This window comes from Arsenicicoccus piscis, assembly GCF_022568835.1.
Taxonomy (GTDB): domain Bacteria; phylum Actinomycetota; class Actinomycetes; order Actinomycetales; family Dermatophilaceae; genus Arsenicicoccus; species Arsenicicoccus piscis.
The window spans coordinates 56,933-80,464 of sequence record NZ_JAKZHV010000003.1 but is presented as its reverse complement, the minus strand read 5'-3'; the positions used below and the strand labels follow the sequence as shown (position 1 = coordinate 80,464).

General features: G+C 64.3%; 14 protein-coding genes and 2 pseudogenes. 9 read left to right on the top strand and 7 right to left on the bottom strand.

Annotation, left to right across the window (positions count from 1 at the left end; all coding sequences use genetic code 11):
* Positions 1-3 precede the first annotated feature (3 nt).
* The 4 genes from MM440_RS06195 (at position 4) to MM440_RS06180 (ending at position 9,383) form a co-directional block, all read left to right on the top strand.
* Complete coding sequence (locus tag MM440_RS06195; protein ID WP_241443462.1) at positions 4-3,075, top strand: type III restriction-modification system endonuclease; 3,072 nt, start codon at positions 4-6, stop codon at positions 3,073-3,075.
* 4 nt (positions 3,076-3,079) lie between these two features.
* Positions 3,080-6,814: an ATP-dependent DNA helicase gene (locus MM440_RS06190; RefSeq protein WP_241443461.1), complete on the top strand. Its 3,735-nt coding sequence runs from the start codon at positions 3,080-3,082 to the stop codon at positions 6,812-6,814.
* Positions 6,815-7,179: 365 nt separating this feature from the next.
* On the top strand, positions 7,180-7,872 hold the full coding sequence (locus MM440_RS06185) for a DUF7002 family protein (protein WP_241443460.1): 693 nt from the start codon (positions 7,180-7,182) through the stop codon (positions 7,870-7,872).
* A gap of 155 nt (positions 7,873-8,027) precedes the next feature.
* On the top strand, positions 8,028-9,383 hold the full coding sequence (locus MM440_RS06180; RefSeq protein ID WP_277626176.1) for an IS256 family transposase: 1,356 nt from the start codon (positions 8,028-8,030) through the stop codon (positions 9,381-9,383).
* Between the two features lie 991 nt (positions 9,384-10,374).
* Here MM440_RS06180 and MM440_RS06175 read toward each other — a convergent pair.
* Positions 10,375-11,621 (bottom strand): annotated as a pseudogene (locus MM440_RS06175) (IS256 family transposase).
* 203 nt (positions 11,622-11,824) lie between these two features.
* On the opposite strand from MM440_RS06175, the gene MM440_RS06170 reads away from it, so the two are divergent.
* On the top strand, positions 11,825-13,948 hold the full coding sequence (locus tag MM440_RS06170) for a hypothetical protein (RefSeq protein ID WP_241443459.1): 2,124 nt from the start codon (positions 11,825-11,827) through the stop codon (positions 13,946-13,948).
* Between the two features lie 103 nt (positions 13,949-14,051).
* Here MM440_RS06170 and MM440_RS06165 read toward each other — a convergent pair.
* A pseudogene (locus MM440_RS06165) lies at positions 14,052-14,930 on the bottom strand (DNA/RNA helicase domain-containing protein).
* On the opposite strand from MM440_RS06165, the gene MM440_RS06160 reads away from it, so the two are divergent.
* The gene (locus MM440_RS06160) at positions 14,851-15,489 is read left to right on the top strand and encodes a DUF6282 family protein (protein ID WP_241443912.1); all 639 of its coding nucleotides are present in this window, start codon (positions 14,851-14,853) and stop codon (positions 15,487-15,489) included. The pseudogene MM440_RS06165 and the gene MM440_RS06160 sit on opposite strands and share 80 nt — an antisense overlap.
* A gap of 67 nt (positions 15,490-15,556) precedes the next feature.
* Here the strand turns inward: MM440_RS06160 and MM440_RS06155 are convergent, their stop codons facing one another.
* Together MM440_RS06155 and MM440_RS06150 are read right to left on the bottom strand one after the other, a co-directional pair.
* Positions 15,557-16,552, bottom strand: a complete 996-nt coding sequence (locus MM440_RS06155) for an exonuclease domain-containing protein (protein ID WP_241443458.1) — start codon at positions 16,550-16,552, stop codon at positions 15,557-15,559.
* A gap of 45 nt (positions 16,553-16,597) precedes the next feature.
* On the bottom strand, positions 16,598-17,284 hold the full coding sequence (locus MM440_RS06150) for an EcsC family protein (RefSeq protein WP_241443457.1): 687 nt from the start codon (positions 17,282-17,284) through the stop codon (positions 16,598-16,600).
* Positions 17,285-17,476: 192 nt separating this feature from the next.
* On the opposite strand from MM440_RS06150, the gene MM440_RS06145 reads away from it, so the two are divergent.
* Positions 17,477-17,614 carry a hypothetical protein gene (locus MM440_RS06145; protein ID WP_241443456.1) on the top strand — a complete coding sequence of 46 codons (138 nt, stop codon included), beginning with the start codon at positions 17,477-17,479 and terminating at the stop codon, positions 17,612-17,614.
* 48 nt (positions 17,615-17,662) lie between these two features.
* Entirely contained in the window at positions 17,663-18,301 is a 639-nt protein-coding gene (locus tag MM440_RS06140) for a GIY-YIG nuclease family protein (RefSeq protein ID WP_241443455.1), read from the top strand.
* Between the two features lie 100 nt (positions 18,302-18,401).
* Here the strand turns inward: MM440_RS06140 and MM440_RS06135 are convergent, their stop codons facing one another.
* Together MM440_RS06135 and MM440_RS06130 are read right to left on the bottom strand one after the other, a co-directional pair.
* The gene (locus tag MM440_RS06135; protein WP_241443454.1) at positions 18,402-19,043 is read right to left on the bottom strand and encodes a DUF6308 family protein; all 642 of its coding nucleotides are present in this window, start codon (positions 19,041-19,043) and stop codon (positions 18,402-18,404) included.
* A gap of 66 nt (positions 19,044-19,109) precedes the next feature.
* Positions 19,110-20,354 (bottom strand): IS256 family transposase, encoded by a 1,245-nt coding sequence (locus MM440_RS06130; RefSeq protein WP_241441595.1) that lies wholly within the window; start codon positions 20,352-20,354, stop codon positions 19,110-19,112.
* Between the two features lie 782 nt (positions 20,355-21,136).
* On the opposite strand from MM440_RS06130, the gene MM440_RS06125 reads away from it, so the two are divergent.
* A complete protein-coding gene (locus MM440_RS06125) occupies positions 21,137-22,138 on the top strand; it encodes a LacI family DNA-binding transcriptional regulator (RefSeq protein ID WP_241443453.1) in 1,002 nt (333 codons plus the stop codon).
* Positions 22,139-22,293: 155 nt separating this feature from the next.
* Here MM440_RS06125 and MM440_RS06120 read toward each other — a convergent pair whose 3' ends face one another.
* Positions 22,294-23,514, bottom strand: coding sequence for an IS256 family transposase (locus MM440_RS06120; RefSeq protein ID WP_241443452.1), 1,221 nt, complete (start codon positions 23,512-23,514; stop codon positions 22,294-22,296).
* Positions 23,515-23,532 lie beyond the last annotated feature (18 nt).

Sequence of the window (23,532 nt, the reverse complement as noted above, 5' to 3'; positions counted from 1 at the left end):
CCCATGAAGCTTCAGTTCAAGGTCCAGCCGTATCAGACCGACGCGGTCGATGCGGTGGTCGAGGCCTTCTCTGGTCAGCCCTATGCGGACGGTGTGAAGTACCGCATCGACCCGGGCAAGAACGCCGCTCCGACGTTGTTGGATGACGCTGGTCTCCGCAACGCCGAGATCGCGCTGACGCCGGCGCAACTCCTGACGAACGTGCACGCGGTTCAGCGGACGCGGGGACTGAAGCCCGTGAAGGACCTCAAGGATCCCGTCAAGAAATCGGCGGCGCCGATCAACCTCGACATCGAGATGGAGACCGGCACAGGGAAGACCTACGTCTACATCAAGACGATCATGGAGCTGCACAAGCGGTACGGTTGGTCGAAGTACATCGTGGTCGTGCCGTCCATCGCGATCCGCGAGGGCGTGAAGAAGTCCTTCGACGTTACCGCGGAGCACTTCCAGCAGTTGTACGGCACGAAGCCGCGGACGTTCATCTACAACTCATCGCGTCTGCACGAAGTGGAGCGCTTCTCGTCCGACGCCGGCGTGCAGGTGATGATCATCAACATTCAGGCCTTCAACGCCACCGGCAAGGACGCCCGCCGCATCGGCCAGGTTCTGGACGACTTCCAGTCGCGGAAGCCCATCGACGTCATCGCCGCGAACCGGCCGATCCTCATCATCGACGAGCCGCAGAAGATCGAAGGTGACGCGAAGAAGCCGTCCAAGTCGCTGGAGGCCCTTGGGGGGTTCAACGCGTTGTTCGCGCTGCGCTACTCGGCCACCCACAAGATCGAGCGCACCAAGGTGCACCGTCTCGACGCGATCGATGCCTACAACCAGAAGCTCGTCAAGAAGATCGCCGTGCGCGGCATCACCGTGAAGCACTTGGCCGGGAGCTCGGCGTACCTGTATGTCGACGGACTGGAGATAGGCAAGGGTGCGGACTTCCCGAAGGCACGCGTCGAACTTGAGGTGCAAACCGCTCAGGGCATCAAGCGGCAGGTGAAGCGGCTGAGCCAGGGGATGAACCTGCACGACATCTCCGGCGGCATCGAGGCATACAAGGGCCTCTTCATCCGCGATGTCGACGCGAACCGCGACATCGTCGAGCTGAGCAACGGCGACATGATTGGCGCCGGCGAGGTGACCCAGGACGTTGCCGAGGACCAGAAGCGCCGAATCCAGATCCGCGAGGTCATCCGCGCCCACCTCGACAAGGAGCGCCAGCTGTTCGCGCAGGGCATCAAGGCACTGTCGCTCTTCTTCATCGACGAAGTCGCCAATTACCGCGACTACGACCGCGAAGACACTCTCGGCGAGTACGCCCGCGTATTTGAGGAGGAGTACGAGGCAGTGCTCGCCGACTTCCTCGGCCAGTTGGACCTCGACGACGCGGCCGAGCGCTATCGCAAGCATGTCGAAGCCATTCCTGTGCGCTCGACGCACGAGGGATACTTCTCGATCGACAAGAGGACCGGCCGATCCGTCGACGGCAAGATCGCTGCGCGCGGTGACTTCGCGGGGCAGTCGGATGACGTCGACGCGTACGACCTGATCCTGAAGGACAAGGAGCGGCTGCTGTCGTTCGAGGAGCCCGTGCGATTCATCTGGTCGCACTCGGCGCTGCGTGAGGGGTGGGACAACCCGAACGTGTTCGTGATGGGCATGCTCAAGAAGAGCGACAACACCACCACCCGGCGGCAGGAGATCGGCCGCGGCCTGCGCCTGTCGGTCGACCAGCACGGGGAGCGAATGGACAACCCGGTCACGGTCCATGACATCAACGAACTGACCGTCGTCACCGACGAGTCGTACACCGACTTCGTCACAGCCCTGCAGAAGGAGATCATCGAGTCCCTGTCGGCCCGTCCACGCAAGGCCAGCGTCGACTATTTCACCGGCAAGCAGATCAAGCTCGCGGACGGCACGACGAGCGTCCTGGAAAAGTCGATCGCTCAGGCCCTTTACAACCACCTGATCCGTCACGACTACATCGACGACGACGGCCTGGTGACCCAGGCGTACAAGGACGGCCGCGCAGACGGGACTCTCGCCGCCCCGACAGCCGAGATGCTCAAACCGGTGATCGACTTCGTGTGGCCGTTGGTCGATGCGTTGTACCTCGACCTGCCCAAGCCAACCGATGGCCGCAAGCCGAAGAAGATCCCGTTCAACGAGGCGAACTTCAAGAAGCGGGAGTTCCAGGAGCTCTGGAGCCGCATCAACCACAAGGCCGTCTACCAGGTCGAGTTCGACTCCGAAGAGCTGATCAAGAACTGCATCCGCACCCTCGACAAGTCGCTCAACGTGACCGTCATGCAGTACCTCGTTGAAGCCGGCAAGCAGGTCGTCGGACTGGAGGTGCAACAGCTCGAAGCCGGCACCGGCTTCAAGGTGTCAGAAACGAAGGTCGAGCACTCGGCCGTCTCGGCAGGCTCGACGGTCAAGTACGACCTGCTCGGCGAGATCGCGGAGAAGACGCAACTCACGCGCCGGACGTGTGCGGCGATCCTCACCGGCATCAATCCGGGCACGTTCGCCAAGTTCAAGCAGAACCCCGAGCAGTTCATCACGGAGGCTGCCCGCCTCATCAACGAACAGAAGGCGACAGTCATCGTCGAGCACTTGACATACGACCCACTCGACAACCGCTACGACTCCTCGATCTTCACCGAGAACCAGACCGCTCAGGACCTGTCGAAGGCTGGCGAGAAGCTGAAGAAGAGCGTCTACGAGTATGTCGTGACCGACTCCAAGGTGGAACGGAAGTTCGTGGAGAAGCTCGACGTCAGCGACGAGGTCGTCGTCTACTCGAAGCTACCGCGCGGGTTCTCCATCCCCACTCCCGTCGGCGACTACAACCCCGACTGGGTCATTGCCTTCCGCGACGACACCACCAAGATCAAGCACGTCTACTTCGTCGCCGAGACCAAGGGCTCGATGTCGACCCTGCAGCTCAAGGGGGTCGAGAACGCCAAGATCGAGTGCGCCCGAAAGTTCTTTAGCTCGCTAGGCAAGAGCGACGTCAAGTACGACGTGGTGACCAACTACTCCGAACTGATGGACCTAGTGACGGGATAGACACATGGCAGTCGTGCAGCACATCTCCATGCGAGTTCCATGGCGAGACCAACCCTGGAACGACAAGGTCTGCGGGAGCCCGCTCGACAACAGTTCATGCCTGCTACTCAAGAACATCGGCGACAAGCGCGACGACGCATGGGAGGCCGAGGTGGCCGGCCGATCGTTCACGGAGCTCAACGATCTAGGTCGGCTGCCATGCCTGTCCGAACGTGGGGCCTTCATGTCGCCGCACGGTTATGCCTTGGTCAAGGAGCACCCATACCGCTTCAACAAGGCGTTGAAAGGGCACCTTAGTCCCACGACGGTGTCTGTACCCGCGTACGCCTTCGAAGCCGTGCCCTTCCGCTGGCTGAGTCGGGAGACGGTTGATCAGGAGTTGTGGCTCGAAGTCGACGATTACAGGCCGGAGCGTGAGGACGACGCCCACAGAGTGCTGGGGTTCAAGCCGGGCTGGCTGATGGACGGCCGCAACCAACGCGCGGTGATGGACCGCTTCTTTGTTGATGTCATTCCCGAGCAGAGCCTGGTGCTGGTTTACCTCAAGCACTCGCCCTTCCAAGAGGAATCGACCCGGCGATTGCTGGTTGGGGCCGCGGCCGTAACGGCTGTGGTTCCGCCACCCATGTGGAATCAGTCGGGCGGCCAGCCGTTCGACTCGTCCATGTGGGAGACCGTCGTGGGGCACTCGCTGCGGCCGGACCAGAAGCAAGGGATCCTGCTGCCCTACCAGGAGCTTGTTCCGCTGCTTGAAGCTGGCGCCGACCTGACAGGTGCGCTTGCCTGGGCGCCCGAGGGTGCGGACGTTGAGTTCTCGTACGTGACGGAGCATGTTTCCGACGACACGGCGATCGCTGCCCTCAGCTCACTCCGTTCAGCAGCCGATGGGCTGCGACTACTCGGAGTCGAGGTCGCCAAGTCGGCCACAGACTGGGGGGACGATCAGATCGAGCGCCTCTGGCAGTTGCGTGGCCCGGCACCCGGGCTCAGTGCGGTTCTCGGGTACCTCGGAGTGGAGTCCGCGCATGCCGTGGTGCGCCGGTTCATCACAGAGCCCGACTGGCAGGGCGCGCCCTGGGACGTCGTTGAATGTGCGCTTGATCCGAAGAGTCCCCTCGCCGACGAGCTAGTACACGCGCTGCCGCCGTCCATCGGCCACACATGGAGGGGGCTCGGAGCGGACGAGCAGCACGCCCTCAAGGTCCTCTCCGCGATGGATGTCCAGCGTGAGCAGGTGACTGCCCTGATGAGTGGTCGGACGACATGGGAGGTGACACCGCCTGAACTCGTCGACAACCCGTATTACGCGGCCACCTGCTCCTACAGGTCTCGCCACCCGATTCCTCTCTCCACCGTTGACCAGGCATGCTTCCCGGCCGCACATGTTCAGTGGGTGAACCTGATCGAACCAATCAGCGCGCTCAGTGATCCGGGAGACCCACGTCGGCTTGAAGCCTTCATGGTCGACGCTCTGGAGCGCATGGCGGAGGATGGCGACACCGTCGCCGGCGAGAGCGATGTCCTCAGCGCTGCGTCGAGCATCACCGCAACCCGCCCGTGCCCGATATCGCGACCACTGCTCAACACGTACCGGTTGAACGCAAATGACCTGGACGACTACGGGCGATGGACACCGCTCACGGCCGCGGAGCTGGCCGGTGGCGAGCCCGCGTACAAACTCGCGCATCTGCGGGAGGTCGGGCTCGATATCACCGATCACATGAACGAGCGGCGCAATGCCCGCAGATTCAACGTTCCATTCGATCCCCGTGCCGCCATCGAGGCTGCGTTCGGGCCCGCGGACCCCAGCGACGCAGAAGAAGAACTAGCGCGCACCGAGAAGGCGGCCGGCCTCGGCGAATTGTTTGCCTCGCGGCTGTCTGTCCTCGTGGGGCCGGCCGGAACGGGTAAGACAACCCTGCTGCAGACCCTTGTGGCCCGGCCGGACATCCAGCAGGACGGAGTGCTGCTGCTCGCGCCCACCGGAAAGGCCCGTGTGCAACTGCAATCGAAGGTCAACTTCGAGGCACAGACCCTCGCAAGCTTCTTGGTGAAGAAGGGCGGCTACGATCCCGACACTGGCCGCTATCAAAGGGTCGACCGCGCCAAGCGCTCCAAGGTTGGACTCGTCGTCATCGACGAAGCCTCGATGCTGACCGAGGAGATGCTCGCGGCGACACTCAGCGGACTCGAAGGTGTGAAGCGCTTGATTCTGGTCGGCGACCATCGGCAACTGCCGCCAATCGGCCCCGGTCGGCCGTTCGTCGACCTCGTCGAATGGCTGAAACCCGATGCGTTCACCGGCGCAGCGCGCGTTGCCGCCGGGTATGTGGAGCTGACGGTGTTCCGGCGTCAGAAGGGCGAGGAGGGGGAGCGAGATGACCTTGCGCTCGCGCGATGGTTCGGCGGCGAGGACCTCCCCAGTGCCGCCGACGAGATCTGGCAGAAGCTCCGACTCGGAACCCCGTCGGAAACCCTCGCCTATCGGACGTGGATGGACGAGGGTGTCGTGCCGACGCTCATCCAGGCGATCGAGGCGGAACTGGGACTCGAGGATGCGGCCGACCTGGAGCCAGCCTTCAAGCTGACCTACGGAGCTCACCTTTCCGATGATGGAAAGTGGGTCAACTGGAGCACCGGAGACGGCGGCGCTGGCGACCGCTGCGAAGACTGGCAGGTCCTTTCGCCGACCAGGTCGAGGGTTTTCGGGACCGTCGAGCTGAACCGGATGATCAAGCAGCGGTACCGGTCCAGTGATCTTCAGTGGGCTGAAAACCGCTGGAACTATCGTCCGCCGAAGCCGATCGGTCCAGAGCGCATCGTGATGGGCGACAAGGTCATGCAGACGCGCAACGACAGCCGTGCCAAGGCGTACCCCGACGGCGCTGGAATGAACTACGTGGCGAACGGCGAGATCGGTGTCGTTGTCGGACGTGCAAGCAAATCGCCAAACTTTGCCAACGTCGAGTTCTCATCCCAAGTGGGCGCTACTTACGGCTACCGGCCATCCACGTCCGATGACCCGCCGCTGGAACTGGCTTGGGCCGTGACAGTCCACAAGTCCCAAGGCTCAGAGTTTGGAGTCACCTTCCTGGTCCTGCCCGCGGGAGTCGTAGTGAGCCGGGAGCTCCTCTACACCGCACTGACGCGTCAAACACGCAAGGTGGTCATCCTCCACGAAGGCACCGTCGATCAGCTGTTTGAGCTCGCCTCGCCGGCGCTGTCCGAAACGGCTCGCCGCATGACTGATCTGTTCCGCAAGCCCGCACCCCGGGAACTTACGGTCGGTGACGCGATGCGGAAGTTCGACGCGAACCTCATCCACGTGGCTCCCGGAGGGGTGCTCGTACGCAGCAAGAACGAGGTGATCGTCGCTTCGATCCTGCAAAGTCTGGCACCTGACCGATGGTCCTATGAGCGCCCGCTGTCGATCGACGGGGTGACGAAGTATCCCGACTTCATGATTGAGACTCCCTCAGGGGATGAGGTGATCTGGGAGCACCTGGGCATGATGAGCAACCCCAAGTACGCGGCCGACTGGGAAGCCAAGAAGGTCTGGTACATAGCGCAGGGATACCGGCCGTACGACGATCCCGAGGCCCCGGGTGATCGTGGTGTCTTGATGTGGAGCGACGACAGCAGCGGCGTCGATCAGCCAGCCTGGGAATCTATGGCGAGAAAGGTCCTTGGAGCGGGGGCCCCTCGTCGTGCAGCCAAGAAGGCAGCGGGCCGACGATAGGCAACGGTGGAAGCCCATGACGCTCGTCGGCACCCACTCCCGATGGCGCTGGGTGTGTGCCTGCTGGGTGCACCCTGCTGTGCCTGGCCCCTGACTCGCGTACGTGTCTCTGCAGGTCAACGGGTTTCGGGAACTACCAACCGTGGGGTAGTTCCCTGAACTACCCGTTTCGGTTTCCCGAAACTCCCGGCCTGAGGCGATCCGGCCGGGAGCTTCGCCGTTGTCGGGGCTGGTGTCGACCGCCTGCGTTCCAACGAGAGGACGGGGTCCACCTCTGGGGAGTCGATGCTGGACTGTCCTGGCAGCACGCGCCAGGTCTGCCATCGCACAGGCGGTGCTGCCACCTGACGCCTACGATCCTGCCTATGAAAGCCGATGAACTGATCGCCTACCACCCACAGGTGTTTCACACGGCGGATGCCCGGGCGTGGGCATCGATCCAGTCTCGCGGGCTTCTACCAGCGAAGGACCTGCTGGTGGACGCTGTCGGCGGTTCGGGCTCCGGGCCAGGAGAGCGACGCCTCCGCTCGCAAGTCCTGACCACGGAGGGGGCGGACGGTCACGTCGTTGTCATCCGCGACCAGAAGCCGTTGAAGTTCCTCGATGACGTTCTGGAGGAAGGCACCACCCGCGAGGAGTTCCTGCACCTGCTCGATAGTCGAGTCTTCTTTTGGGCGACCGCAGAGCGACTCGGGCGCTTGCTGCGAGGGCGGATGTACCGAACTACACCCCAGGTGGTGCTCACGGTCGACACTCGGTCGCTGGTCGAGGCGTACGGGGAGGTCATCGAGGTCTCTCCGTACAACACGGGATCGGCGCATGTCCCCTCAGCCCCTCGTAGGGGGAAGTCGGTGTCTCAGCGGCTCGACGACTTTGAATACGACGCTTGGCGGGCCAAGCGTCGCAAGGCAGACGCTGCGGTTGTAGAGGCAACCATCCCGGGCGCCGTCCCGGACATCCTCGACCACGTCGTGCGGGTGGATGACTTCCCAGGGCCGCACTTCCCGACGTCGTCGACTGAGCCTCAACTGGACACGGTCGCTTCGGACACGCCGTAGGTGAGTGCCCGCCTGGGACAGGTGGACCTCGACCCCTACCAACCACCAGCCCCGATCAGCGCGCCGCCCTGCTCAACCCACGCTCAGGTAGGAAGAGCGGGAGTATCCGAGAAACGGTGTAAGTGGCTCCATCGCCCGCAAGGGCAGGAGGAGTCATGATGACCGAGACAACCACCACCAGCAGCAGTGCGGAGGCCGTGGAGTCGGCCAGACTGGAGACTGTGACCCCAAACCCACCACCACCGCAGGATGAGCCGGCCGAGCTGGACAAGGCTCAGCGTGAAGCCGTCGCGCAGATGGTGCGCCAGGCCAAGGACGCCGGTATCGCCCTGACCGGCCCCGACGGCCTCCTCAAGACCCTCACGGCGCAGATCGTCGAAGCAGCCCTCGACGAAGAACTCAACGAGCACCTGGGCTATGACAAGCATGATCCCGTCGGTCGCGGGTCGGGCAACTCCCGCAACGGCACCCGCTCGAAGACGGTGATCACCGACAACGTCGGTGCCGTCAACATCCGGGTGCCGCGGGATCGCAATGGCACGTTCGAGCCACAGTTGGTCACCAAGCGCCAACGCCGGTTGTCGGACATGGACGCCATGGTGCTGTCGCTGTTCGCGAAGGGCCTGACGACTGGGGAGATCGCTGCCCACTTCGCGGAGGTCTACGGGACCTCGGTGTCGAAGGACACGATCAGCCGGATCACCGACCGCGTCGTCGACGAGATGAACACGTGGATGGCCCGCCCGTTGGAGCCGATCTACGCGGCGGTCTTCATCGACGCGATCGTGGTCAAGGTCAGGGATGGGCAGGTCCGTAACCAGCCCTACTACGCCGCGATCGGTGTCGACCTCGACGGGCACAAGGACATTCTGGGGATCTGGCCCGGGCAGGGCGATGGGGAGTCGGCGAAGTTCTGGTTTGCCTGCCTGACCGAGTTGAAGAACCGAGGCGTCAAGGACGTGTTCTTCATGGTCTGCGACGGGTTGAAGGGCCTGCCCGACAGCATCGGGTCCGTGTTCCCCGCCGCGAAGGTCCAGACCTGCATCATCCACCTGCTGCGCAACAGCTTCAGCTATGCCTCGAAGCGGCACTGGCCCGAGATCGCCGCCAACCTCAGGCCCGTTTACGAAGCATCCACCCCGGCCGATGCGGAGCGGGCGTTCGAACAGTTCGCCGAGAAGTGGGGCAAGGCCTACCCCGCGATGATCAGGCTCTGGCGCAACGCCTGGACCGAGTTCATCCCGTTCCTGGACTACGACGTCGAGATCCGCAAAGTCCTCTGTTCCACGAACGCGATCGAGAGTCTCAATGCCAGGTTCCGCAGGGCGGTGAGGGCCCGCGGTCACTTCCCGAACGAGCAGGCCGCGTTGAAGACGCTCTACCTGACCGTGAGATCGTTGGACCCCAAGGGCACCGGCCAGACCCGCTGGGGGATGCGCTGGAAGCCAGCGTTGAACGCGTTCGCCGTCACCTTCGCTGACCGCATGCCCGCGGCCAGCACCCACCAGTAACGAAAATGCCACTTACACCGATAATCGGATAGTCCCGGAAGAGCCCGTTTTCGAGCGTCGGAACGGCCTCACTTTCAAGCGTTGCCGATAGTGTGTTTGCACTTCGTGCGCCGATGGCCCGCGGCGCCGTCCAGTGGCCGTTTCCAAGCAGCCCGGGCCGGGTTCAGCGCTGTGCGGGCGGCGATGGCGAAGCTGGTAACTCGCTGCTTCGTTTGCCCCGACTCCCAGTCTGGGTGCTTGTGTGCCGTCGGTCGCCAACGGTCTGGCCGAGGTGGATCCGCCACGGCTCGGGTCGTCTGCAAAAATGTGCCATGCGTCGATCCGGACGAGAGTGTGAACAACAACGTCATGGAGAGCAGCAGCCCTGCGGAGATGAGTCGGTCTGCCGGCGAAACCTCATTGAGGTTGATGCTCGGAGGCGACGATCTTCCAGCTGGCCACCCCTGACCGCATGCAGGCGCCGACGCGCCGTCGGCGCCGATGCTACCGGCAGCAGCACCCCGTCCTGTTGGCGCAGGACGTTGCCATCGTCGATCGTCTCACCTCCATCGAAGGCACCGTCCCGAAAACCACGATGACCTTCCCGCGGTCGTGGACCGGGACGAAGTTCCGTCGGACCAGCGCTGTCGAAAGGTGCCCGGCTAAGCCGACCTTGTCCACCAGCATGCGCGCGGAGACCGCGCCCGCGTAGACGACCACCCCAGCACCACGAGGCCAGCCGACCACGCGCTATGAGTGACCTACGGACTACGGAGTGCCTTCCCGCCCGAGGACTTGAGAGGTGGTGATCCAAGCGTCTCGTAGCCGGACAGCATTTCCATTCATCTACTCCCAGCTCAGACCGCCGCGGCGTGAACGATCCGCGTCGCCAGCCGCTCGGTTGCACCCCCAACTTTCCAGACTCGACCGCGTCCCACGGCCTCATCCCGGACGACCACCTCTGGTCAAGTCCCGGGTAGTGGTGTAGCGCTGCGTTCTCCCTCTGGATTGGTCAGGCGGTCAAGGCTGGTAGGTCATCGGCTCCGATCTCGGGTTGGGTGGTGGGAACGATGTTGACGCGGCAGCGGGCGAGTGCCTCAAGTCCGAGGTAGCGGCGGCCTTCGGCCCATTCGTCGGTCTGCTCGGCCAGGACGGCTCCGACGAGCCGCACGATCGCTGGGCGGGTCGGGAAGATCCCGACGGCGTCGGTGCGGCGCCGGATCTCGCGGTTGAGGCGTTCAGCGGGGTTGTTGGACCAGATCTGGGTCCACACGTCTTTGGGGAAGCCGGTGAAGGCCAAGATGTCGGCGCGGGCGCCGTCGAGGTGGTCGTGGACCTCGGGCAGCTTGTCGGCGACGTAGTCCAGGAGTCGGTCGAACTGGGCGTGGACCGCGGGTCGGTCGGGCTGGTCGTACACGCTGTGCAGCATCGCCTTGACCGCGGGCCACATCGACTTCGGGGTCACCGACATGAGGTTGGCGGCGTAGTGGGTGCGGCAGCGCTGCCACGAGGCTCCGGGTAGGTTGGCTGCGATCGCCTCGACCAGGCCGGCGTGCGCATCGCTGGTGACCAGACGGACCCCGGTCAGGCCGCGGGCAACCAGGTCGGCGAAGAACTCGTTCCAGACTGGGCCGGTCTCAGCGGTGGCCACTCGCATACCGAGGACCTCGCGGTGCCCGTCGCCGTTCACGCCGGTGGCCAGCAGCACGACGGCGTTGATCACCCGCCCGCCTTCGCGGAGCTTCATGGTCAACGCGTCCGCGGCGACGAACGTGAACGGCCCAGCTGCGTCCAACGGCCGGTGGCGGAACTGCTCGACGTGCTCGTCGAGCTCAGCGGCCATCCTTGAGACCTGCGACTTGGACAGTGAGTCGATGCCGAGGGTCTTGACCAGCTTGTCCATCCGCCGCGTGGACACGCCGGCGAGGTAGCAGTCGGCCACGACGGTGATGAGAGCGGTCTCGGCACGCTTGCGGCGCTCGAGGAGCCACTCGGGGAAGTAGGTGCCCTTGCGCAGCTTGGGGATCGCCACCTCGAGGGTCCCGACGCGGGTGTCCAGGTCGCGGTGGCGGTAGCCGTTGCGCTGCGCGGTCCGGCCCGGGCGGGGCGGCCGTACTCAGCGCCCACGACAGCATCGGCATCCGCGGACAGCAGGGCATTGATCATCGTCTGCAACAACTGGCGCATCAGATCCGGCGACGCTTCGGCGAGAGCTTCGCCGAGCAGGCGTGCAGGGTCGACAATGTGTGGTGCGGTCATCGTGATGACTCCGTTCGAGTGAGCTGTAGGAGGTGAACTCGAAGGATCACGCGGTGGCCGCGTCTACGTCCGGCGTACACGCCGGCGACGATCACGGCGACCGCGCTACACCACTATCGGGGACTCAACTCCACCTCTGAGCGAAAGCCCCTCCAGCACCTCGCCCCAAGCGCGTCGGTCAGCTAAGAAGGTGCTTCTGTGGCATGCTGGTCAGCATGGAGCAGATGGAGTATGCGGCCCTTCTGGATGATCTCACCCATGCGAAGTCGTATATGCACGCACTCAGAGCCGACAGAGATGACTTGGTTCCCGTTTGCTCTCGGGCTCCGGGTTACGTCGAGCCGACACTCACGATCTCTTCTTGGCCGCAGGATGCCAGCACGCTGGTCATCGAGGCCTCAGCAGCTACAGGAAAATCGGCGCTCGCGCGGGCGCTGGCGGCTGATCTCAAATGGCCACTCGTTAATGGTCATACCATGCAGGTCGGCGTCTACTCGATCCAGGGGTTGATAACCTCTGCTGCTGGCTTTGACAATGCCCCCATGAAAGCAGTCGTAGACGGCGTAAGCGGATTGATTATCGATGCGCTGGACGAGGCTCAGTTGCGGGCAGGTCAGGACAACTTTCTGTCATGCTTAAACGATCTCAAAGAAATCTATCGCCAGAGTTCTGGCCCCCAAGGTGTAAGGGTGATCGCACTCGCCAGACGCGATTGCGCAGAAGTCATATGCAACTTCCTAGAGGGAGAAGGGGTCCCCTTTGGGCGCGCGACTTTAGACTTCTTCTCTCTTGACAAGGCTCGAGAATTCGTCGAAAAGGTAGTGGAGCACGACAAAAAGGGTCGACGATATGCAAAGGTTCCAACCCCTTTCACCTCCCCCTACAAGGAACTCCTAGACCATCGGCTCGCTGAAGCGGCCCAGAGCCTCATCGGAGAGCAGGCGGATGTGTCCGTGGATTGGGCACAGCTCAAGGGTATGTTGGGCTACCCGCCCGTCTTGAGCGCACTTGCACCTCTTGTGGCGGTTCCAAACCCGTCTACGGCAGGGCGACTCACCGCCAATGGTCGCGCGGGCGTCCTGCTCGCAATCTGCTCGTCAATCCTCGACCGAGAGGCACGGAAGGTCCGGGATTCGCTTCTAGCGCAATTGAAAGCGAAGGTTCCTGCTCAGCTAGACCTCGGTTCATTGGAACAGATCTACAGCCCGCAAGAACAGATTTTCCGCCTGGCGGAGCGGTCATTAAATACTCCGATGTACGAAGCGCTCCCCGCTGGACTTCCCGGTGCGGTGCGGGAGGAATATGAGCGTAAGGTTCAAGAATTTTTCGACGACCATCCTTTTTACCAAGAAGGTGGGTTCGCCAGCCTCGTATTCGAGGATTATATAAAGGCATCGCTGGCTATTCTAGATCCTGACGATCTCATGTTGTTAGGTGAGGTGCAGCAAAAAACCGCGCGGCCCGGTCCGTTCTTTGGCAGATTCCTGAGCATTATTCCGCGTTCAGGTGAGTCAAATGAATCAGAGGAAGATGGGTCAGATGAAGACCTCCCGCGGTCGATCATTATGAATGTCATGGACTCACTTCTCTTGGAGCGTGACTGGCTCTCGGCTTATGACGATCTTCTTTTTGCGGACATCGGTTCGAATGGCTCATTCCTAGAAGTTGACTCGAAGACCGGGGACCACCTCAGGGTTCAGTTTGGATCGGGAGATCAGCCAGTCGCGTTGCCGTCTGAGCTTCGCGACTGCATGCTGTCCATCGACGGCCAGGCGGTGATACCAGCGACCGGCCATATGCGCTTCGGCCCACGTGTCATGATTGCGGCGGACAGCATCGATATGCGTGGTGCGACATTAGAAGTCCGGGCGAATGCAAGAACTGCAGTAATCCTCTTATCCAATCAAGTTGCTGCAGATACTCTCAAGAGGGTCTCGGGCGATCCTGACGGACTTAAAATCATATCCGCAGCATACTCTCCTATTTTGCACAGACACGTAGTTCGCATAGAACCCGGCCTGACTCACATACCTTTTGATTCATTTATGGACCTTCGCGCAATCTTGCGGAACTTTCGTTCAAGCGTTGCCAGCGGTCAGGCTTGCCACGCAGATAAAATGGATCTTCTAATCGTTCGTGGTCGTACGGGGAGGCAAGCAATCCTGTCCGCGCTGATTGAACGCGGAGCAGTTGTTCGCGATGGTCAGATATATCGCCTCGAGTTGAGCCGCCTTGGCAGTCTTGGATTCGGGCTGAACGATCTTCAACACGAACCGTCGCAGGCAGTGCTCGCCTTTCTCGCGAGTGTACAGCAAGGTGGAAAGTAGTGGATCTTCGCAATCAAGGGTGTAGGTGGCGTTTTAAGCCGACAGCTTCGAGCGCCTGCGTCCCAAGGACATCGATCGTTGAGTTTGGTCCCGGTGATCTGTGTCAGACCAGCGCCGCCAAGTACTCGCGAGTCTCGGTGTCTGTGGAATAGATGCCGAGCCCCCGCATGCCGCGCGTAAACAGCACCTTGTAGACGTTGCGCACCAGGCGGTCGAAGCCGACGTCGCTGATCTGACGAGACTTGAGCTTCGGGTCCTTGCTTCCCGCACGGTCGGTCACCCAGCGGTCGGTGCGCCACACGAGGTCGGGCCCCATGATGACGCCGGCGTAGTCGTACTCGAATCCTTGGGCCGTGTAGACGCACCCGACCTGGTTGCAGCCGGCGGGATCAGTTGCTCACAGCGCTGACGGCGGCGCACCGCCCACGCCGCGGTCAGCCTTGAGGTTCCAGGGGCGCGACCACGAGCCGATCTGCACGTCGTCGACGAGCGTGCCGTCCGGACGCGGGTCGCTCCACGACCAGCAGTAGCCCGCGGCCATGCGTGCCGTGTACCCGCCCTCCTGGTGAGCCACGAGCCACTGCTCGAGCTCGGTCGGGGACGCCATGACATTGACCTCGAAGTCGTCGTCGCCACCCCAGTGCTCTACCGGGCCGTCCGTCAGACCGAGCAGGCTTTGTGTCCAGTGCACGAAGGCGAGAGACCTACCGCAGCGAAACTGAGCGTCGAGGTTGATCTTCATCACGTCGATCCCGCGCTCACGAGCGGCGACCTCGATGTCTGCCACGGTGCCGAGCTCGCCAGGGCGCACCACTTGGTCCTGGTCCAGCAGGAACACGGGGACCCGTGCGGTGCTCAGGAGTTCGTCGATCTGGGGACGTCCCGTCCTCTTCTCCTTGCGGGTGAAGCGGTTGGCAGACGTCTCGCGAAGCGGTGGGCCTCGTCCAGGATCAGGCAGTCGAGCGACCCCCCTCGACGTCATCGGCGGCATCGCGCTCAATCAGCACACAGGCGGGGTGAATCCGGCTACCGTTCGCAGCGCGCTGGCCAGCGGCGGTCGAGTCGTGTGGTTCCCCACTGCCGACTCGCACACCCAGGCCGCGGCCTGTCTGCCACGGCTCAGTGACCAGGACGCGCGACTGCCCCGCACGACCTACGCCGTCCCCCCAGTCGACCGAACTCTCGACGCGACGCACCGAGCGCGTCTGGTGCTGGACCTGATCGCCGACTATGACGCGTTGCTCTGCACCGGTCACGTGAGTCTGGACGAGTGCCGCTGGCTCCTCGACGAGGCGCAGACCAGGGGCATCGGCCGGTTCCTGCTCACTCACCCGTCCTACACGGTCCCAGACATGCCGCTCGCGCTGATCGAGTCACTGGCCGAGCGCGGAGCGCAGGTGGAGATCACCGCGTATCAGCTGCTCCACCAGCCGGGCATGACGCCAGCCCAACAGCCCAGCGCCGCCGCTGGCACTTCAGCAACTCGTGGACGTCCTGGCCGACGAGGGCGTGGACCCCGGCCTGCTCGCCGCCGCGAGTGACGACATCCCACGAGGCCTTGCGTTGTGGCGGAGATGTAGGCACGGTGAGTAAACCGGTGGAGCATGGTCAGTAACCGACCGAAGCATCGAGGCGTTGGCCCGCCAGGCAACGCACGAAGTCGTCTTCAGTCATAACTTCGATGGCTTGGCCCTTGCCTTGTAGTGCGAATGCCTTGCGAGCCTTGCCGGTCACCTTGCTGCCGGGACGCAGGCTTGCCGGGTTGATGTCCCCCACCACAAGCACGTTGGTCCGCTGGGTGGTGTTCGGGTCCGGCGTAGCACCCACACGTGCGCACTCCTGCCGGGCAGTGTCCCGCGTCATGGACATCAGGGCGCCGGTGAAAACAACGACTCTTCCGTAGAGATACCCGCTGGGGTCGGCGTCCATGTTGACTTCGATGGGTGTGAAGTTTCGGCCCCCCGAGCCGTTGGTAACGGTGCCGATGTAGTGGTCGCTGCTCATGTGTCCGATGGACAGGCCCTGGCTGGCCGCCAGGTCGGCGAGGGTGCAGACCCCAGCTCTGTCGGCTAGAGCCCTCACAACTGCTACGACACCGTGGGCGTCGGAGAGCGGATCGTGATGGGCTCCCATCTCGGCACCAAGCGACTCCACGACGTACGGCAGCCGGTAGGAGGGGAGGCTGAGCGCGCGTCGAGCCATCACCATCGTGCACAGGAAGTGCATCTCGGGCCACGCGATGTTGTCCGCTGCACATGCGTAGCGCACAACCCCGATGTCGAAACCGGCATTGTGTGCCACGACTACGTCCTCGCCGACGTAGTCCAGGATCGCGGGCAGAACCTCACGCCACCTCGGTGCGTCTACGACGGCCGCGGAGTCGAGACCGTGGAGCCTCGTATTAAAGCGGTCGAAATGGTCAACCGCTTCGGGCGGTCGAATCAACCAGAGACGCTCATCGACAGGCTCACCGTCACGTACGCGGACGAGTCCGACGGCGCAGGGCGACCCCCTGTACGAGTTCGCGGTCTCGAAATCGATGGCTGTGAAATCGAGCGTGAACCTTACCCCCTGTCTTGGACGTGGTGGCGCCCGGCGAGACATCTGTTGAGGCCCCCGGGCGGCGTCCCAGTCGCGCTTGCCGCAGCCTCAGCTGGGTGAGGCTGCGGGCATGGTGAGTTCGACGACTGGGAAGTTCTTCTTCGCCCAAGCGCCCACCGTCTTGGTGCTGACTCCGTTGACGCCGCCACCGACCAGCCCGCCGGCGACTGGCACGAACTTCGTTAGGTTGACCACGCCCTTGGTGCCGGCCTTGGTGACGAGACGGAAGCCGACCGCCTTGTTGATCGCCTGCAGGGTCTTGCCCGACACCTTGCCGATCGCCGACACGAAGCCCTTCTGACCGACGGTCACGCCCGCCTTGGCCATGGCTTCCGTACCGCTGGAGCCGAGGAGAGTCAGCAGGACAACGCTGCGCACCTCGTCCGACCTGACGTTGTAGCCGCGCAGATGCGCGATGGCCGCCACCAGCCGCGCCTGTTGAATCCACAGTGTGGTCAGGTCCGCCGGTAGCGCAATGGGCAACGTGGCCAGCCCGCCAAGACCGCTCACGAAGCCGCTCGCTGCCGTGGTGTAGACGTGTGCGGCGATGAGCCGCTCGATCGCCTTCTCGGTGTCGATGTGCTGTCCTGCGTACTCCTCGGCGAGAGGAATGGCGCCCTTGAAGGGACCGGCACCCCCGATGCCGGCGGTGAGGATCTTGTCCGTCACAGCCTTCGCCGTTTGTGCCACATGCCCCTCGGGGTCTGTCTCCAGGTGCTGCTCGTGCTCGACCATTCACTCACTGTAGCGGAGCGCATCACGCTGAGTGGCTGACTGGTGTAAGTCCGGCGAGCGGTTGCGCGTCCCAGATTCGCAGCGCATCGACATTTGGGATAATTGTTGCGTTTCGTCAACCGATCCCTCCAAGTGTTCTTCTGTCGATAGCCTCGCTGCCACCGATCCGACCGCGCTGTCTGGGAGCTAGTGATGCTGACGTTCAACGATCTGGTGACCATTGAGGGGATCGACACCGCTCAGGTTCGACTGGTCCGGCACCAGGACGGCCGGCTTGGATCGGGACGTTTATATGAGGCCTGGCGCAACGATCGCGCTGCTTTCGAGTAGTATCAGAGTGTTCAGCGCGGGGAAGCCTTCCCGGGGGTCGGCGGCCTGTTGGCCAGCTTCGTCGTCACCGAGAACCGCAAGACGGTGTTCGTAGGCATGTACCAGGTCGACGGGCTGGGAACCTGCCCGCCGGGGAGCACTGACCTGCTGTTGAACGAGGACGTCTCTGGTCATTACAAATACGAGCTGCGGCTGCTCGATGCGTTGGCGAACTACCAGGACAAGGTCGTGATCGACTGGGGCCGCGGGACGCGGACTTGGGTCCAGCTCGCAGCGAATCAGCCGAAGCCGGTCATCGAGATCACACAGCAGTACGAACCGCCCTTCCCAGGGTTCCGCACCTTCCTCCGTCCGATTGACGAAATCCCGACCCTGCCCAACTCGTGGCAACAAGTGCTCCGCAGCGTCAAGGGTATATACCTGCTGGTCGACCGCGACTCGGGGAAGCAACTCGTGGGCTCAGCCAAGGGCGCTGGCGGCCTCTTCGGGCGCTGGGCCGACTACGCGAACGGCGGTGACGGCGGGGATGTCGCTCTCAAGGCTGCAGCTCGAAGCGGATATAGGAACTACCATGTCTCGGTCCTGGAAGTGGTCGACCAAAACACGCCCGATGAAACCATCGAGAAGAGCGAGTCCTACTGGAAGAACAAGCTCCTATCACTTCAGTTCGGCCTGAACCGAAACTAACCCGAGCCGCCGACAAGCACCAGATCGGCTCTCGGGATCGGCGATGAGCGACCGCTGACACGGGTCAACGTCGACGCCCCCTTCTGTGGAGTGGGGTGGGCTACTCGTCAGTGTTCGACTCGACTGACCGGATCTCCTGTCCCCGCAGCACTCTGTCGGCGTTGCCTGACCCATCCATCCAGACCAGCACATCGAAGACGCGCAGGGCGCTGACATCGTCGGAGAGGCCGGCTTTGCTCCGCAGGTCGAGGAGGCGCTCCTGGAGTGCGCCACCGTCGTTGGTGAGCGCCGCATGCAGCAGTGCCCAGTGGGAAGTAGTGCGTGGCGGCATGGCCGATCGCACCACGCTGTCGACGATCGGGACGAGTCGCGGGCGCTTGCGCGCGAGAAGCTTGGTGGCCCGGGTCGGACCGAGCCTCGGCAGCTCTCTCAGTGCTGCATACAGCACGCGGACCGGCTGGAACTCCGGACCATGCGTGTCAGGGACATCCGCGAATTCGCGGTCGTCCGGAATCGCGCTCAGCATCTGAGTGAACGTGGCGGGCTGCCGGACCAGGAGCTCCATCGCCGCCCGACCGGGGATCGGGGTCGATAGGAGTGAGCACGACAGCAGATCGTCGGCCGTGAACACGTCGCGGCTGGTGGCCCGGGTGCCCGACGGGTCGAAGGTGTCCCATGCTCCGCCCGTGAACCCGGTGTCACGTCCCGACAGAGGGGTGAAGTAGGCCTGCAGTACCCTCACGGCGCGTTCCTCGGTCAAGTCCGCTGGGGTGGTGTACGAGGTTGATCCCTCGGTTGGGTGTGTCGGTCAGGCTGTGAGGGCCTGGGGTTCTAGGTCGGTCACCTCCTCGACGTGGTTGGTGTCGACGGCCTGGGCTCGGGCGAGGACGTCGAGTCCGAGGTAGCGGCGGCCTTCGGCCCACTCGTCGTGCTGCTCGGCCAGCACGGCACCGACGAGCCGGATGATGCTGGCCCGGTCGGGGAAGATCCCAACAACGTCGGTGCGCCTGCGGATCTCGCGGTTGAGCCGCTCGTTGGGGTTGTTCGACCAGATCTGGCGCCAGACCTCCTTCGGGAACGGCGTGAACGCGAGGATGTCGGCGCGAGCGATCTCGAGGTGCTCGGCCACGGCGGGGAGCTTCTCGTGAAGGGCGTGGATGACCCTGTCGAACTGGGCGTGTACCGCTTCGGCGTCGGGCTGGTCGTAGATCGAGTGCAGCAGCGCCTTGACCCATGGCCACGACGACTTCGGTGTCGCGGACATGAGGTTCGCCGCGTAGTGGGTGCGGCAGCGCTGCCACGCGGCGCCGGGGATGGTGGCCGCGATCGCGTTCACTAGGCCAGCGTGAGCATCGCTGGTGACCAGCTTGACCCCGGACAAGCCGCGGGCAGTCAGGTCGCGGAAGAAGGCGAGCCAGCCGGCGCCGTCCTCGCTGGTGGTGACCTGCACGCCGAGGATCTCGCGGTGCCCATCGGCGTTGACGCCGGTCGCGACCAGCGCATGCACGGGCACCACCCGGCCGCCTTCGCGGACCTTGAGCACGAGCGCGTCGGCAGCGACGAATGTGAACGGTCCGCCGTCCTCCAGGCGCCGGGTGCGGAACTGTTCGACGTGCTCGTCGAGTTCCTTGGCCATCACCGAGACCTGGCTCTTGGACAGTCCGGTGATGCCGAGGGTCTGGACCAGCTTGTCCATCCGGCGCGTGCTGACCCCGAGCAGGTAGCAGGTCGCCACCACCGAGGTCAGGGCCCTCTCAGCCCGCTTCCTTCGTTCGAGCAGCCACTCCGGGTACAGGCTGCCCTGACGCAGCTTCGGGACAGCGACGTCGAGGGTGCCGACCCGGGTGTCGAGGTCACGGTGGCGGTAGCCGTTGCGGGAGTTGACCCGCTCCGGGCTTCGCTGGTTGAAGCCCGCGCCGCACACCGCGTCGGCCTGCGCGGACAGCAACGCGTTGACGAAAGTGGTGAGCAAGTCCCGCATCAGGTCGGGGCTCGCCTGGGACAGCTGCTCGTTCAGGAACTGGGCAGGGTCGATACTGGGCACAGCGGTCATCAAGGTGTCCTTCTTCGAGTCGGTTGTGAGAGATCACTCGAAGGATCCACCTGGTGGCCGCGCCTACGTTGGAGGCACGCGCTCACTCAGGTCCGTCGTACACCACTCTGCTGGACTCCACTCGTTCCTCGCCGCCCGGGAGCAGGCTCTGCGGGAGGCGGACGGCAGGCGAGGTGGTCTCCGCTGACATGCACACACTGTGGTGGTCCCGATGCGGAGAGTCAATAGTGTTGGCGCTACCGTCACTCGTCGGCATCGCCACCACATCCCATCTGGTCCGGATCTTCTGTTTTGTCGGTGCGGCCGAAGCTTCGGCCACACCGTCGAGTAGTCGGTCTTGTCGGGTCGCCACCCGGGTCGCGGCACCCGCGTTGCTCTGGGTGGGCGGTAGGTGTACGTCGACTCCCGTCCACGCGGCCATGAGCGGACTCGGTGTCGAACCCCTGGACGTTCTTGGAGTGGGGCGTGCGTGCTCAGGGAGTGCGAGAGATCCACGTCGCCGTATGGATGCTCAACAGTCCATGTGGAAGGGGAGCCATCCATTCCTCAGGCGCCCGGCGGCCGCATGTCTCATCGTGCACCCGGATCGAGCTGGGCTCGAGGACCCGTCGACCAACGACCAGAGGTGCGGCCGCAGCCGGCCGGGCAGCACCCGCGCCGCCCTCGACTCCGACCTTTGCGGCCTGCCGCGGTGAAGTGCGGAACCCGATCCAGAGCGACGGTCGCGCTGCGTATCCTGCGATGACTACAGCCAGCAACAGAAGAGACCCACCGTGAAACGCGTGACCATCGCCGACCTCGCGGACCGCCTGGGGCTGTCGAAGTCGTCGGTGTCCTACGCCCTCAACGACCGCCCCGGCGTGAGCGACGAGACGCGCCGCCGCGTGCTCGACCTCGCCGACGAGCTCGACTGGCACCCCAGCAGCTCGGCCCGCGCGCTCTCCAACAAGCGGTCCGACACGATCGGCCTCGTGGTGCGGCGCGACCCCGAGATGCTTTCCACCGAGCCGTTTTTCGTGCGGGTCCTCGCCGGCATGGAGGCCGAGCTGGAGCGCGCCGACGGAGCGCTGCTGCTGCGGATCACCGACGACCCCGAGCGCGAGCGGGCGATCTACCGGCAGTGGTGGCGCTCGGACCGGGTCGCGGGGTTCATCTGCCTCGACCAGCACGTCGACGACCCCCGGCCGCGGCTGCTGACGTCGCTCGGCGCCCCCGCGGTGTTCGTCGGCGCCCCGTCCACGGACCCCTCCCAGCCACACGTCCTCTCGCCCGAGGCCGAGGACTCCGAGACGCTGGTGGGCCACCTGGCCGACCTCGGCCACCGCCACCTCGGGCACGTCGGCGGGCCGATCGCGCTCTCCCACGAGCGAATTCGTCACGACACCGTGGCCGCTGCCGCGCGTCGTCGCGGCCTGCGGCTGACCTACGTCGGCGCCGACTACTCCAAGGCGGACGGCCAGCGCGCCGTCGGCGAGCTGCTCGATCGACCCGACGCCCCGACCGCGATCATCACCGGCAACGACCTCATGGCGGTAGGGGCCGTGCACGCCGTGCGCGCCCGCCGGCTCACCTCCCCGGGGGACCTCGCGATCGCGGCCTGGGACGACTCCTTCCTCTGCCAGCTCGTAGACCCCCCGGTCACCGCCCTGGACCGCGCACCTGGCGCGCTGGGCGCCCTGGCGGCCCGGACGATCCTCGACCAGATCGCGCAGCCTGGCGTGGTGCTCCCGCACCGCCGGACCGCCCCGAGCGTGCTCGTCCCGCGCGCCACGACGGTGGGCTGAGCCAGCAACCGATCCGGACCTCTTGCCAACCGAACCGGTTCAGTGCATTCTTGCTTGCGATGACCGAACCGGTTCAGTGAGGTCAAACCAGCCCACCTGGGGGTCAAGTCCGCTGGGGTGGTGTACGAGGTTGATCCCTCGGTTGGGCGTGTCGGTCAGTCCGTGAGGGCCTGAAGTTCGAGGTCGGTGCTCACCTCCTCGGCGTGATCGGTGTCGATGGCTTGGGCGCGGGCGAGGACGTCGAGCCCGAGGTAGCGGCGGCCTTCGGCCCACTCGTCGTGCTGCTCGGCCAGGACGGCGCCGACGAGCCGGATGATGGATGCGCGGTCGGGGAAGATCCCGACCACGTCGGTGCGTCGGCGGATCTCGCGGTTGAGCCGTTCGTTGGGGTTGTTCGACCAGATCTGACGCCAGACCTCCTTTGGGAACGGCGTGAACGCGAGGATGTCGGCACGAGCGTCCTCGAGATGTTCGGCGACGTCGGGAAGCTTCTCGGCCAGGGCGTCGACGACACGGTCGAACTGGGCGTGGACGGCGTCGGCGTCGGGCTGGTCGTAGATCGAGTGCAGCAACGCCTTGACCCATGGCCAGGACGACTTTGGGGTCGCGGACATCAGGTTCGCTGCGTAGTGGGTGCGGCAGCGCTGCCAGGCAGCGCCCGGGATGGTCGCGGCGATCGCGCTCACGAGCCCGGCGTGCGCGTCGGACGTGACGAGCTTGACGCCGGCCAGGCCGCGGGCTGTGAGGTCGCGGAAGAACGCGAGCCAGCCGGCGCCGTCCTCGCTGGTGGTGACCTGCACGCCAAGGATCTCGCGGTGCCCACCAGCGTTCACGCCGGTGGCTACCAGCACGTGCACCGGCACCACCCGCCCACCTTCGCGGACCTTGAGCACGAGCGCGTCGGCGGCGACGAACGTGAACGGCCCGGCCTCTTCGAGCCGACGGGTACGGAACTGCTCGACCTGCTCGTCGAGCTCCTTGGCCATCACCGAGACCTGGGACTTCGACAACCCGGTGATGCCGAGGGTCGCCACCAGCTTGTCCATCCGCCGGGTCGAGACCCCGAGCAGGTAGCAGGTCGCCACCACACTGGTCAGTGCTCGTTCGGCACGCTTCCTGCGTTCGAGCAGCCACTCCGGATACAGGCTTGACTGGCGGAGCTTGGGCACTGCGACGTCGAGAGTCCCGACCCGGGTGTCGAGGTCGCGGTGGCGGTAGCCGTTGCGGGAGTTGACCCGCTCCGGGCTCCGCTCGTTGTAGCCGGCGCCGCACACCGCGTCGGCCTGGGCGGAGAGCAGTGCGTTGACGAACGTGGTGAGCAGCCGCATCAGATCAGGGCTCGCCTGGGACGGGGCCTGACCCCGGTTCTTGGACACGCTGAATCCAGCACGTGG

Excerpts from the sequence above, each read along its gene's own strand:
- MM440_RS06145 (WP_241443456.1), top strand. The coding sequence starts at position 17,477 with ATGCTGACGTTCAACGATCTGGTGACCATTGAGGGGATCGACACCGCT.
- MM440_RS06170 (WP_241443459.1), top strand. The coding sequence starts at position 11,825 with ATGCTGGTCAGCATGGAGCAGATGGAGTATGCGGCCCTTCTGGATGAT.
- MM440_RS06180 (WP_277626176.1), top strand. The coding sequence starts at position 8,028 with ATGATGACCGAGACAACCACCACCAGCAGCAGTGCGGAGGCCGTGGAG.
- MM440_RS06150 (WP_241443457.1), bottom strand. The coding sequence starts at position 17,284 with ATGGTCGAGCACGAGCAGCACCTGGAGACAGACCCCGAGGGGCATGTG.
- MM440_RS06130 (WP_241441595.1), bottom strand. The coding sequence starts at position 20,354 with ATGACCGCTGTGCCCAGTATCGACCCTGCCCAGTTCCTGAACGAGCAG.
- MM440_RS06185 (WP_241443460.1), top strand. The coding sequence starts at position 7,180 with ATGAAAGCCGATGAACTGATCGCCTACCACCCACAGGTGTTTCACACG.
- MM440_RS06190 (WP_241443461.1), top strand. The coding sequence starts at position 3,080 with ATGGCAGTCGTGCAGCACATCTCCATGCGAGTTCCATGGCGAGACCAA.
- MM440_RS06195 (WP_241443462.1), top strand. The coding sequence starts at position 4 with ATGAAGCTTCAGTTCAAGGTCCAGCCGTATCAGACCGACGCGGTCGAT.
- MM440_RS06155 (WP_241443458.1), bottom strand. The coding sequence starts at position 16,552 with ATGTCTCGCCGGGCGCCACCACGTCCAAGACAGGGGGTAAGGTTCACG.